Raw genomic sequence first — 13,690 nt, forward strand, 5'->3', positions numbered from 1 at the left:
TTTCAAATCAGTGGAAACATGAAAGAGTACGTGACCTTATAAAAAAATCTTTAATAAAATTCACTATTATTCATCCGTTTCCAATCCTAAAAAACCACCGACTTCCTTCACATAACCAGCAAGTGGATAGGCTTTGTACAGGCGGCTTGATAATCGGATCGGGTCTCCAAAAAAGTACCTTTCAAATTGAGTTTGTCTCGTTCCGAACGAACTCATGGTCAGGTCCCAGGCCAACCGGAATATTTTCACCCGGTCCTCTGCGTTCTTCGTTGCGGCTTGGAGATACTGATCGATGTCAGATCGGATCGAGGAATGAAAGGCGTTTTCCGTAGGTAATCCAACCAGTCCGCTGGCCCCGATTAATTGAACAATTTCAGTGAAGCGAGGATAAATTTTGGGAAAGATGTTATTGGCAACCTGCAGTGGAACATCACTTGGACGCATGGTCCCCCACTTATCCAAAGCTGCATCGTTTTCTGCCTTCTCCAATAGAGCATTCATTGTTTCAAGACCAACGATGATTTCTGACAGCTTATCTTGGATATGTTGATACTCGCTCACATTGATTGTTTGTACGAGAAGCTCCGCCAGCCCTAGAAAGAATTCGGTTTTGACAATTCGTCTGATCAAGGATTGATGGGCTGTAAAAGTATGAAAAGAATTTTGGGATGAGAATTCAGCGGCTGCAACTCCATTGTCATAATAAAATACCCGATTCCACGGTACGAATACATTGTCGAATACAAGGATGGTATCCATCTCTTCGAATCGAGAGCTTAAAGGGTGATTGAAAAGGGACTCCCCGCCCACAAATGACTCTCTGCAAATAAACTTTAAACCTTTCGTATCTGACGGAATGGAGAAGGCAAAAGCTTCATTTTCATCCAGTAAAAAATTAGGAGTACTAGTAACTAGCACTTCGTCGGTCAACCCGCCTTGAGTAGCTAAAAGGCGTGCGCCTTTAATAATTATTCCTTCTTCGTTTCGATCAATCACCCGGGCGACGATGGGTTCTTCCTCAGAGGACTCAGAGTAGGTAATGGAACGATTTACTTGAGGGGTGACAAATGTATGGGTGAACGAAAGGTCTTTTTCCATAGCCATTTCATGTAAGGATCGGATATTCTCTGGAAAACAATTGACTTTTCCTTTTAACAGAGGAGATGAGGAAGCGAAGCTCATCACAGCGGAATTGAGATAATCAGGACTTCTTCCCATAAAGCCCTTCGTTTTCCTGGCCCAATGCTCACTTACTTTTCGTCTTTTGATTAAGTCCTCTTTTGTTTTGGGCTGCAAGAAAGAAAGCCCGACAGCATCCCCTGTATTCGGTGAAAAGAAAGTCATTTCATCTTTCAATTCAGGGTCATGCTGCATATCATATAGGGAAGCCTTTGTCTGAAGGATTCCTTTGAATGCGGGGTGCTCAGAGATTTTTCCCTGAACCTTTTTTCCATCTAGCCAAATTTCAGTTTTCAGCGAATTGATGCGGTCAAGAAATTCTGCCCCCTTGATAGCTCCCATAATAACACTCCCATATCCATTTACTTTTATAAGGACCTGTGGTTTTAACTTGCACAAGGGCCCTTTGTTTTTAAGTACAAAGTAAGGACTGGATAACAGGCGACAAACCTTTCAAGGAAACCGTACAATTGTCCGGCGTGTACCAGTCCATATATCAATCAGTTGGGTAAAGCCAGAATCCTTTTCCATTTATGAGCCAAATATACATAGTCGATCTATAATATGCTGAAAAACAGTGGAAAGTTAAAAAGGGAGGACGAAAATCTATAGCGAAAATGATTCAGGACTTTTCAGATAGATAATGCCTTTTAGAACACCAATCATTTAGGTGAATATCCTGGTATGGGAGGTGTTTATATGAGAGAGTCGATCAAGCGGATAGCTCAACAGTTTATCGTTTCACACTTTCCTGAGTCAGATGTAGCTTTGTTAGGTGGAAGTGCTGTTTATGGAAATGTGACAACAGAATCGGATATTGACTTCATTATCATTGATGAAACAGAAACACCAAGACTTGAATGTTTTCATTTTCTAGGGTGGAAAATCGAAGCATTTATTTATACAGCTTTTTCTCTTGAGTTGGAATTTCAAACAGCTAGATATAAAGGGATGCCCACCATCCTTAAAATGTGTGCCGAAGGTGTACTTATAGAAGATAAACATGGGGATGGAAAGAAACTGCAAAGAGAGGCAAAAGAACTTTATGAACAGGGCCCGCAACTTTGGGATGAGGACAGAATAAATGCAGCGAGGTATCAGATCACAGATTATTTGTCAGACTTCAGAATTTCAGAGGATTTTGAAGAAAGTTTATTTATTTTAAATAAGTTGATCCATACGTTAACCGAACTGGTTTTAAGGGTGGACGGCAATTGGTTTGGGGAAGGGAAGTGGGTTGCTAGAAACCTTAAATCATATGATAAAGATTTGTCTGATAAACTGGTTGAATATACAAAGGAATACGTGAAGACAGATGATAAAACGGGACTGATTTCATTCATTCAATCTACACTTGATAGGTATGGTGGACAATTATTTGCTGGTTATAAAGGATTCTTTTTTTAGCTGTCTCTGTACAGGGCTTTGTGTTTGTCATAGGCATCTTTTTTGTGTCTATAAACAGGATGATTAAGTTTCTGCTTTCCGCTTAATCAGCCGAATCTCGTGAGTGCATGGAGTATATTTTAAATTTAAACATCATCGATTGAAAAAATAAAAATAAAAATCAATAAAATTAATTATTTAATTAAATATATAAACAATTTAAGTTTACATTATTAATTTTGTTGTATATAATCAAATTAAACAAAAAGAAAGGAATCAGATATGGCTCATCCACTACTTACAAATTGTCCTGTATGTTCTCAAAAACTCACGGTTACAAAACTGCATTGTGCACATTGCCAGACGACCATCGAGAACGAATTCGAGTTATTCAAGTTTGCTTCATTAACGAAAGAGCAGCTTCGTTTTGTTGAAGTTTTTCTCATATGCAGAGGCAATATTAAAGAGGTTGAAAAAGAACTTGGAATTTCCTACCCAACCGTTCGTGGCAAGCTGAATGACATTGCATCCGCATTGGGTTATGAACAAAAGAAGAAGAAGGAAGTAGACGAGAAAAAGGTCGTCATGATGCTGGAAAGGGGAGAAATCTCCGCAGATGAAGCAATCAAAATCTTAAAAGATGAATAGGAGGAATGTGAAATGAAAAATGAGATTGAAAAAGTGTTGGCAATGGTCCAGGAAGGCCAGGTTGATGCGGAAAAGGGCGCTGAATTAATTCACGTTCTAAAAGAAAAGGAACAGAGCGCTTCGATTGAACCAAGTGAAACTTCCCAGAAGACTGCCGGCTTCATGGACAAAACATTAAAGATACGCGTCATCTCTACTGATAATGACAACGTAAATGTAAACCTTCCGATCAAGCTGGTAAAGGTCGTTTTATCGGCCGGTCACAACATCGCTTCCAAGATTCCTCAGTCTGAACAATATGTGAAAGATATCGATATCGATTTGATTTTAGAAGCAATCGAAAATGAACTGGACGGCCAAATTGTTGATGTGAAATCAGCAAACGGTGATACTGTCTCCGTAGTTATCGAGTAAAGGGTGCAGAACATGCTACATGTAAAGGTGAAAACAGATGAAGCAAAATTCACGATACCTGTTCCTTATGTTCTCTTAAACGTAGGTGTTTCCATTTTCACCTCGAAACTGTTGATTCGGTATGCAAACAAATGGTCTAAACCTCATCTGGAAAAGAAAAATATATCTTTTACCATTCCCTCCGTAGATAAAACAGAACTCAAGCGTATTATCAAAGAACTGAAAAAGAATAAAGGTCTAGAGTTGGTTAACGTGAAAGCTGAAGATGGGACGGAAGTGATGGTGAGATTGTAGAAACGAGGTGAATTCCTGTGTTTCAGGATGTCGATATTTATTATGAGTAGGGACGGGGACTAATACCTCGTCCCTTTGTGTTTCAAAAAAGGAATATAGTGCAGTTAAAGTAAAAGAAAAATACTTTTATACGTGTTTCCCCTGTTTACACAATCTCTCTCATGAACTACCCAATAGCCCTCCCTTCATAAAAACCAAACAAAAAATTTACTTGACATCTTGCTGACACTTTTCTGCTTTAACATAACAAATGTACCAGGGAGGAGGAAGGCAGGATGTCATTGGGAAGACAAGAATTAAAACACGCCATCTCACATGCGGAATATCAAGTGTTAAGAAAAAAACTCGCTCATTTTATGAGGGTCGATCCACATGCAGCGTCCGATGGAAAATATATGATCCGCTCTACTTACTTTGATAATTTTGATAACAAAGTGCTGCAGGAGAAAAAGGAAGGTTATTTAAACCGGGACAAGTACCGGGTGAGGATATATGGAAAGTGTGATCATGTCATTAATTTAGAAAGAAAAAGCAAGCGGAATAATCTTACCTTTAAATCCAAATGTCAGATCACAAAGCGTGAATTCGAGAAGATCAGAAAATCAGAGATTGCCTGGATGGAAGAGGATGACCGTCCTTTAGTAAGGGACTTGTTTTTTGAAATGTACCATTATCAGTTAAGGCCAAGGACGGTCGTCGATTATATCCGGGAACCTTATGTCTATCCGTTCGGGAATGTACGAATCACGTTCGATTTGAAAGTACAGACAAGCATGCACAATACGAACATGTTTGCCCAGGACTTGCCGATGGTGGACGTATTAGAGCCGGATATCGTGATTCTGGAAGTGAAATATGATGAATATTTGCCAGATGTGATTAAACATTTGCTTCAGCTGTCAGATACGAGGCAGGAAGCATATTCCAAATACCAATTAAGCAGAATGTATGGATAAAGAAGAGGAGAGAAAAAAGTGCTATATACAACAACCACAACTACAACCAATTTTTCAGATATATTTAAATCCAGTTTTATGGAGAATACCGCGTCATTTTCGATTATTGATTCCTTGCTAGGGCTGGGTGTTGCGTTCTTGATCGGTTTGTTTATTTACGGAGTCTACAAGAAAACCTTTAAAGGGGTGATCTATTCCCATTCCTTCAATATATCGCTCGTGATTATGACGATGGCAACCTCGCTTGTGATTATGGGAATAAGTCAGAACGTGCTCTTGTCACTTGGAATGGTCGGGGCCCTGTCAATCGTTCGTTTCCGTACTCCGATAAAAGACCCGATGGATTTGGTGTTCTTGTTCTGGTCGGTGATTGCAGGAATTCTGAGTGGTGCAGGTTTCGTTTTATTAGCCGCAGTAGGTTCGTTTTTGATCGGCGTAGTGATTGCTTTATTCTCGAACAAAATCAAAGTGGAAAGTCCTTATTTGTTAGTGGTGAAATTCGATAAAGATGCAGTTGGAGAGAAAGTGGAACAAGTTATCGGGAACAAGGTGAAGAAATATGTGCTGAAATCAAAATCGATGATGCAAGGCGATGAAGTGGAAGTGACGTATGAAGTACGCGTGAAAGAAAACGATGCGCAAGTGACATCGACCGTTTCCCAAATCGATGGGGTCCGTTCAGCCGTGATGCTGAGCTATGACGGGAATTTCACTGCGTAATCCAGGAGGGAATAACATGAAAAAATCAATCAAGGGAAGGTTTCTCCTTCCCTTTTTTATAGGAACGGCAATCATGATTGCCGGCTGTAGTAAAACAAATGACAATGGAACATTAACCGAGCAGGCCCAATCGGCAGTCAGCTATGATGCAGAGGATGCGTACACCGGATGGGAAGAGCAAGATGTAACGAACATCACTTTCGATGACCAGTCAATTGACGTAGAAGAAGACAACAACGGTGTCATTGTCAATGAGAATACAGTGGAAATCCATACTTCTGGAACCTATGTTTTAGAAGGAAGCGCAACAGACAGTCAGGTGCTTGTCGATGCAGAGGATGAAGGAACCGTTCGACTGATACTGAACGGACTGTCACTTGAGTCGACGACAACAGCTCCTATTTTTGTCAAACAGGCGAAAAAAACCGTTGTTTCAGTCGAAGAAGGGACAAGCAACACCCTCACGGATCCCTCGGAATATGTGTATGAAGAGGACGCAGATGAACCGAAAGCCGCCATCTACAGCAAAGATGATCTGACGGTAAACGGAACGGGCAATCTAATCGTAAATGGCAATTATAATGATGGAATTACAGGCAATGATGACTTGAAAATCATCGGAACAACCATAGACATTACAGCAGAAGACGATGGCATCGTGGGCCGTGATTTGTTTGCATTGAATGAAGCACTGGTAACGATCGACGCAGGCGGTGACGGGGTGAAATCCTCCAATGATGCGGATGAAGATAAAGCAAACATTGTATTGGAAAGCGGCTCCTTAACCATAAATGCTGGCGGTGACGGTGTACAGTCAGAAAACACGGTAACCATATTGGATGGAGAATATGAGATTATGGCCGGAGGAGGCAGTCCGGAAACGATCGAGGCTACAACCGAATTTGGAGGCGGCTTCGGCGGTCAGGGGCAGGGCACAATGCCTGGCGGACAGGACTTCTCCGAAGATAACATGCCGGCGGAACGGCCGGACGATGCGGAGGGGATGGAGCCGCCGACAGAAGGTGATGGCGATGATTTTGAAGACAGACAGCCTCCTGAACAGATGGAGGAAGAACAAGCACAAACTAATGGGGAAACAGAAGAAGACGATACACCAAGTACCAAAGGAATCAAAGCAGAAAACAGTCTGGAAATCGCCGGTGGCACCATTGCGATCGATGCGAATGATGATGCCTTGCACAGCAATAAAGAATTGACCGTTGCAGCTGGGGAAATGACGTTGGCCACCGGAGATGATGCGGTTCACGCAGATGAGGAAATCATCATCACGAATGGTTCCCTCCAAGTCGACAAAAGTTATGAAGGAATCGAAGCGGAATCGATAACGGTTTCCGATGGAACAATCCATCTGACCGCAGAAGACGATGGTTTTAACGTGAATGGTGGGACAGATCAGATGGGGATGCAAGGATTTGGGGAAAACCAAACGGATAATGAAGAGGAAAGCACGGAAGAAGAAGCAGATCAAGGAAAATTGTCGATTGAAGGTGGGTACATTTATGTCGATGCAAATGGCGATGGCCTTGACTCCAATACTTCCGCCGAAATGACAGGCGGCACGGTACTCGTGTACGGTCCGACGAACAATGGCAACGGAGCCTTGGATTACGACCAATCCTTTGAAATCAAGGGTGGAACTTTGATTGCTGCTGGAAGCAGCGGGATGGCTCAAGGCGTTTCCGACAGCTCGGAACAAGCTTCGTTTATGATGACTTTTCCTGAAATGCTCGAAGCCGGTTCTACGGTTTCCGTACAAGATGGCAATGGAGACATTGTTGTCGCGGTTGCACCCGAAAAGGATTTTCAATCGGTCGTCATCAGTTCACCAGATTTACAGCAGGACCAATCTTATACGCTTTACACAGATAGTGGGCTGTCCGGCGATGAAACAGATGGATTCTTTGAAGATGCCACAATGGAAGGCGGCACAAAAGTGTTGGAGTTTTCGTTAACAAGTACGATGACGTATTTGGATGAATCAGGCGAAACCGAACAAGCGAGCGGCATGTTTGGTGGCGGACGCGGACAAGGCCGGCAAGGGCAAGATGGAAGCGAAATGCCACAGCCCCCATCCCAGTAAATAGCAAGCAGGGCCCAAATAAGAGATCCAAAGAAAAATCGAACGATGATTCGACCCTTAAACAGTCGAACTCGTTCGATTCTTCATTTCTGGTTTTTATTAATTCAAATTAATCCGAATTGGTAGCAAGCACTCCGGCAAGGTACTTCGCTTTCCGCGGGCACGGCTTCAGCTAACTTGGTAAAGAAAGTCGCTTTACCAAGTGGATCTTCAGCTCGCGCTGTTCCCGCTGGAGTCTCCGTACCTTGCCTCCGTTAATTGAAGCGGTTCTGTTTTAGTGAGAGATTCCTTGTTAAAGATAACTGTCTCCGGAAGATAAGCAACATTGAATCAATGTTAATTGCTCTATGCTAGTAATTGTAGTCTTCATAACACTTTGTTGGCGGAAATGAAATCGAAACACCCTGCTGATTTTTATTTATAGAGTGTCCATTAGAATTACCTTTTTATACTGTTCAAATCCTGGTCCATGGTCAATGCAAAGTAGTAAATGCTGGTTTTTTAATTGCATCCACCATCCTGTATGCAGAACACTGTAAAACAGCGAAGGCAAGATGCGGAGACTCCTACGGGAACAGCACGAGCTGAAAATCCCACAAGAAAGCGATCTATGCTTTCTGAGGAAGTTGAAGCCGTGCCCGTGGAAAGCGTAGTGTCTTGCCGTAGCGATTAGAAGCACTCATCAAACAGCAGAACGAAAAGAAATTTATTTTGGTAGAATCATTGTTGGTAATCACCTGAGTAATATCAGGAAAGTAAGGCTTACTTTCTGTGATAAAATAACCTTGGGAGTTGAAAAGAATGAGCAGAGTGTTGATCATAGAAGATGAAGTCGCTATTAGCAAAGTGTTGAATGTTTATTTGCAAAAAGCCGATTTTGAAACAAAAGTAGTAATGGAAGGAAACCAGGCCATTCCGGCTTTTCAAGAATGGAATCCTGATTTAGTATTATTAGACATTATGCTCCCGGGAACAGACGGCTGGCACATACTAAAGGAAATAAGAGAAACAAGTACATGTCCGGTTATTATGTTGACTGCTCTAGGAGACGTCAACTATCGGCTGGACGGTCTGAACGGAGGAGCAGACGATTATATTACAAAACCGTTTATCGGAGATGAAGTGATCGCCAGAGTGAACGCCGTATTACGCAGGTTCCGCACCGATGATAACCAATTGAAAAAGTTCGGAGCCTTGCATATAGATCACGAAGCACACCGGGTCCTCCTCCATCAAAAAGAAATCGAATTAACACCACGTGATTTAGCATTGCTGTTGTTCTTATCCGAGCACCCGAATAAAACGTTTACGAGAGACCAATTGATCGAGCAAGTATGGGGTTGGGATTACGAAGGCAGCGACCGGGCTGTCGACTTATCGATCAAACGGTTAAGAAAATCATTGAAAGACTGGTCCGGTGAAGAAGGAGAAATAAAAACGCTCAGAGGGGTGGGGTATCAGTTCCGTGTTCAAGAAAAATAAAAAAGTATCATTACAACGATATTGGACAACCCGATACCTGATTACACTTGTGGTTGGACTTGCGGTTATCACGGTTCTTTCAGCGATGTGGATTCGCCATACCACCCTGGAAAACCGTCTGAACATGATGGAATTCATGGCAGAAGAAACAGCCAACCGAATTGAAAATATGACAGATGATACGCTGCCACCCGAATTTGAGATACATCGCCTTTTGACAGATAGAGGCAGATTTATGAATATGGAAAGCAATCCGGTCATTTATGCAACCGACTCAGAGGGCACGATCATCAGTAGTAATTTGCCCCCGCAATCCAATGGCCAGGAAATCCATACTTCTATATTGGAAAAAGAAGATACCATTCAAACCATCACTTCTGATAACGAGGAACAAGTCAAACTTTATGTTGTGAAAAAGCCGATTGAGACGGAAGATGCGACCCTTGGCTGGGTGCTCTATGTGGAATCAAAGGCGGAACTGACGAAAGTTCGCCAGGAATATGGACAGTTAATGATTGTAATAGGCAGTCTGCTAATATTGGGCTGGATTGCCATTTATTTTATAACGGGCCGATTATCCAAGCCGATCAAGGAAGTTGCTGCAGCTGCCAAACAAATAGAAGAAGGCAACTATGATGTCCGTTTTTCCATGGATGCAAAGGAAGAGGAAGTCCATGAGCTGATAACCTCCTTCCAGCAAATGACGCAAAAATTAGAACATCTGGAAGCCCTTCGGACGGAGCTGTTGGCAGGGGTTTCTCATGAACTGAAAACACCGGTCACCTCGATAAGCGGGCTGTTGCAAGCGATTGATGAAGGTGTCGTCGACAAAAAAGAAGCAAAAGAGTTTCTGCAGCTTTCCATCAGAGAATCCGAAAAAATGAAAAAAATGGTGGAAGATCTGCTGGCGTTTAATAAATTTGCAGCAAACGCAGTACCGGTTTCAATGGATACCTATTTGATCAATGAATTGATGATGGATACCCTGGACGTTTGGAAAAAAACCAACATGCAAGAAGGCATACAAATGGATGTTTCGTTGTTGAAAGATGATCGGACGGTTGAAGTGGATCCTTTGCGCATCCAGCAAATCATGACCAATCTCTTGAACAATGCCTCTCAGGCAATAGGGGACAAAGGAAGGATCACGGTAAAACTCCATACTAGTCAGGATAAGGTAATAATCGATGTGAAGGATACCGGCGAGGGAATTCCGGTGCAGGAACAATCGTATATATTTGAGCGGTTTTACAGGGGAGAGAACAAAAAGTACAAAGTTGGCGGATTAGGACTGGGACTGCCTTTCAGCAAAATGATTGCGAATGTGTTGAACGGTGAGCTCATGCTTGTTGAAAGCAGCCATACCGGAACAACTTTCCGCGTTGAATTACCTCTTTCCGAACAAGACCGTGTTGTGGAATAGTGGGGGTCTTACACAATAGAAGGAGTTATACGGCGGAAGTTTTACAAGTTAAGATTGGAAGATTGTGTGAGTACACAGGATTCTTAGTCGGACTGGAAAGTTGGTGAACAGGAAAAGAGTATGAATACACAGTTGAAAGAAACGCATACAAAGAAAATTTTAACGGAAGCCAAAGGATATCTGAATGTTGGCTTCACCCATTCCTTGAATCCATACAGTGGTTGTGGATTCTCTTGTTTGTACTGTTACGTCAGAGAAATGCCTATTCAAACGTTCAGAGACAGTGCATGGGGCGAATGGGTGGATGTAAAACTAAATGCAGCCGATAAATATCGGCATGAAATAAAAAGACTTCGGAAGAAACAGTCTTCCGTGAATCTTTTCATGTCTTCTGCGACAGACCCGTATCAGCCGATAGAACGCAAGGCACAGATAACAAGGGGCCTGCTAGAAGAAATGGTTGAAAATCCGCCCGATTTTTTACAGATCCAAACCCGTGGCCCTCTTATCACGCGAGATATCGATTTGCTAGTTCAACTACAAGAGAAATGTAAAGTGCTTGTATCCATGACAATTGAAACGGACAGAGAAGATATAAAGAAGCTGTTCGCCCCTTATGCTCCGGGGATCAAATTGCGATTAAAAACGTTGAGAGAAGTCCACGAAGCCGGTATCTTCACCCAGGCTTCGATTTCACCGGTTTTGCCATTTACTCCTGACTTTCCAAAGGCACTGGAAAACATCGTGGACAGCATTTGGATCGATACATTGAATATCGGAGATGGTATGTCGGGAAAGCGTTCCGCCAGATTGGGTATGCCCAGGTTATTTAAGGAAAATGGACTGGAAAAATGGTATCAGAAAGATATCCACGTAAGAGTGAAAAATTATTTTAAAAAATACTTTCCCGAACATATGGTCAGAGTTTCAAGAGAAGAAGCATTTCCGGCATTATGGAATAAGTAGTTTAAAGACAAGCTTAAGCACAGCCTCGAGGGAACAGGCGCTGAAACTAGACATCTCTGACATGTATCCTTGCTTATCTTATAAAAAGAAATCAATTAAAGATTTGAAAAAGAACAAAAGCCTGGAGTTAGGTAATGTGAAAGCCCGAGAGATGGTAAGATTATAAAAACGAGGAGAATTTGGTGTTTCAGATGGCGATACTTCGGCACATCAGCACCTGTTCTCCTCTTCGCGTCTTTGCAAGTCGATTCTCTCTTTTTCACTCATGGTTTTTTATAGCATAATCTCCACAAAAAACACCTCCATTCTAAAGATTCTTTCCTTTCGCTTCAGCTTCACAACTTAATTAAAACTTCTTGCCTATAAGGAGTGTTAAGGCGATGACTTTGTAAAGTTTATTGACTAAAGGTGACTCTTTCTAGTCGCATCAGAGCTGGATATCAATCTACAGTGATAATCAAAGACCAACGCAAAAAGAAAGACGATTTTACGTATTGACCAGTGTGGTCAATACTGTTAAGATAAAAATGACCGATCTGGTCAAATAATCGAGGGAAGGAGATCGCGATTATTAACATTCATTTTCATAAATTACACCCGGAGAAAAAAACACTTATTATTAATGCCGCAATAAAGGAATTTATCCAAAATGGATTTGATCGGGCATCCACAAATGAAATGGTAAAAGAGGCAAAAATATCTAAAGGTTCCTTGTTTAATTACTTTAATAGCAAGAAGGATCTTTACGTCTATTTAATTGAATATGGCATTCAAGTGATTGAGCGTCTTTATGAACAAATTGATTTAAATGAAACGGATTTATTTAAAAGAATCGAAAAAATCGGCTTACAGAAAATGCACATTCAAAAAGAGTATCCTCACGTATTTGATTTTCTGGCTTCCTGTGTGCAAGAGGAATCGGTTGAAGTAACCGATATTATTAAGGACAAAGTCAATCCAGTCCAAGAAGATGGGAAAAAGCTAATCTATAAAGATATTGATTACACCAAGTTCCGTGAAGATATCGATATCGAAAAAGCAATCGAAATTCTGAATTGGACCATGTTTGGTTTTGGGGAGAAATCCATCCATCAAATCAATACATTTGAAGATATCGGGAAATTCGGAGATTACTATCTCAAAGAATGGGAGAGCTATGCCCAAATTCTGAAGCATAGCTTCTATAAGTGAGCGTTAATTCTAATTAAGGAGTGGCATGGTGATGACAAACATTGTAAGCATTCAAGGTTTGCAAAAAAGGTTCGGTAAGTTCCAGGCGTTGAATGACGTGAATTTTACGGTGAATGCTGGAGAGGTTGTCGGTTTTATCGGCCCCAATGGAGCTGGTAAATCTACAACGATCCGGATATTACTGGGAATTATCAAGCGGGATGCCGGTAATGCGGAGATATTCGGAAAGGATGTTTGGAAAGACAGCCTTGAAATTCATAAACGCATTTCATATGTTCCAGGAGACGTCACGTTGTGGGGAAACCTGACAGGCGGTGAAATGATTGATTTATTTCTTAAATTGCACGGCGGGGGAGATAAGCAAAAACGCGACGAGTTAATCAAACGATTTGAATTAGATCCAAAGAAAAAAGCGAAGGGGTATTCAAAAGGAAATCGCCAAAAGGTAGGGTTGATTGCCGCGTTGGCTGCCGATTCGGATCTATACATTTTCGATGAACCGACATCCGGTCTTGACCCTTTGATGGAGGCCATATTTCAAGAGGAAGTAGAAAAAATCAAAAAATCCGGTAAATCCATCCTTTTATCCTCTCATATTTTGAGTGAAGTAGAACGCTTGGCAGACAAGGTTGTGATCATTCGCCAAGGTGAGGTCGTGGAAACCGGCACCCTCGATGAACTCCGTCATCTGACTCGTTCTACTGTCACGTTGGCAACAAAGGGGGATGTAGCAGAAATGGCTGGTTTAAAGGGTGTATTTGATTTCAACCAAAAAGATGACGAAGCGACATTCTCCGTTGATAACCAACACCTTGATGACATTTTAGTAAAAGCGAGCAAATTAGGGGTTAAGAAATTCGAATCCGTCCCGCCAACCCTTGAAGATTTGTTCATGCGTCACTATGAAGGATAATCGCCTGGAAGGAGGTT

Annotated in this window: 13 protein-coding genes; 12 read left to right on the forward strand and 1 reads right to left on the reverse strand. The window is 41.8% G+C overall.

Translation table 11 applies throughout. The annotated features are described in order from the left end of the window. Window positions 1-66: 66 nt before the first annotated feature. On the reverse strand, window positions 67-1,521 hold the full coding sequence (hpaB, locus tag F6X55_RS13945) for a 4-hydroxyphenylacetate 3-monooxygenase, oxygenase component (RefSeq protein WP_153464272.1): 1,455 nt from the start codon (window positions 1,519-1,521) through the stop codon (window positions 67-69). Window positions 1,522-1,878: 357 nt separating this feature from the next. Here hpaB and F6X55_RS13950 point away from each other — a divergent pair, with 357 nt between their 5' ends. From F6X55_RS13950 to F6X55_RS14005, 12 genes are all read left to right on the forward strand, one after another. Continuing rightward, on the forward strand, window positions 1,879-2,586 hold the full coding sequence (locus F6X55_RS13950) for a nucleotidyltransferase domain-containing protein (protein WP_153464274.1): 708 nt from the start codon (window positions 1,879-1,881) through the stop codon (window positions 2,584-2,586). 261 nt (window positions 2,587-2,847) lie between these two features. Next, a complete protein-coding gene (locus F6X55_RS13955) occupies window positions 2,848-3,213 on the forward strand; it encodes a DUF2089 domain-containing protein (protein ID WP_026770858.1) in 366 nt (121 codons plus the stop codon). A 12-nt stretch (window positions 3,214-3,225) separates the two neighbouring features. Further along, a complete protein-coding gene (locus F6X55_RS13960) occupies window positions 3,226-3,627 on the forward strand; it encodes an SHOCT-like domain-containing protein (protein WP_026770857.1) in 402 nt (133 codons plus the stop codon). A 12-nt stretch (window positions 3,628-3,639) separates the two neighbouring features. Beyond that, complete coding sequence (locus F6X55_RS13965) at window positions 3,640-3,921, forward strand: hypothetical protein (RefSeq protein WP_026569171.1); 282 nt, start codon at window positions 3,640-3,642, stop codon at window positions 3,919-3,921. 275 nt (window positions 3,922-4,196) lie between these two features. Next, window positions 4,197-4,877 (forward strand): polyphosphate polymerase domain-containing protein, encoded by a 681-nt coding sequence (locus F6X55_RS13970; protein ID WP_153464276.1) that lies wholly within the window; start codon window positions 4,197-4,199, stop codon window positions 4,875-4,877. A gap of 78 nt (window positions 4,878-4,955) precedes the next feature. After that, window positions 4,956-5,597, forward strand: coding sequence for a DUF4956 domain-containing protein (locus F6X55_RS13975; RefSeq protein ID WP_202616147.1), 642 nt, complete (start codon window positions 4,956-4,958; stop codon window positions 5,595-5,597). 16 nt (window positions 5,598-5,613) lie between these two features. Further along, complete coding sequence (locus F6X55_RS13980) at window positions 5,614-7,698, forward strand: carbohydrate-binding domain-containing protein (RefSeq protein WP_161993089.1); 2,085 nt, start codon at window positions 5,614-5,616, stop codon at window positions 7,696-7,698. An 801-nt stretch (window positions 7,699-8,499) separates the two neighbouring features. Next, a complete protein-coding gene (locus F6X55_RS13985) occupies window positions 8,500-9,180 on the forward strand; it encodes a response regulator transcription factor (protein ID WP_026569174.1) in 681 nt (226 codons plus the stop codon). Continuing rightward, the gene (locus F6X55_RS13990; protein ID WP_153464282.1) at window positions 9,164-10,603 is read left to right on the forward strand and encodes a HAMP domain-containing sensor histidine kinase; all 1,440 of its coding nucleotides are present in this window, start codon (window positions 9,164-9,166) and stop codon (window positions 10,601-10,603) included. Before F6X55_RS13985 ends, F6X55_RS13990 begins: the two co-directional genes overlap by 17 nt. Before the next feature lie 120 nt (window positions 10,604-10,723). Further along, entirely contained in the window at window positions 10,724-11,569 is an 846-nt protein-coding gene (locus tag F6X55_RS13995) for an SPL family radical SAM protein (protein ID WP_026569176.1), read from the forward strand. 618 nt (window positions 11,570-12,187) lie between these two features. Beyond that, window positions 12,188-12,760, forward strand: coding sequence for a TetR/AcrR family transcriptional regulator (locus F6X55_RS14000; protein ID WP_272914951.1), 573 nt, complete (start codon window positions 12,188-12,190; stop codon window positions 12,758-12,760). A gap of 31 nt (window positions 12,761-12,791) precedes the next feature. After that, window positions 12,792-13,673, forward strand: coding sequence for an ABC transporter ATP-binding protein (locus F6X55_RS14005; protein WP_026569178.1), 882 nt, complete (start codon window positions 12,792-12,794; stop codon window positions 13,671-13,673). Window positions 13,674-13,690: the final 17 nt, after the last annotated feature.

Source organism: Sediminibacillus terrae, assembly GCF_009602435.1.
Lineage (GTDB): Bacteria > Bacillota > Bacilli > Bacillales > Amphibacillaceae > Sediminibacillus > Sediminibacillus terrae.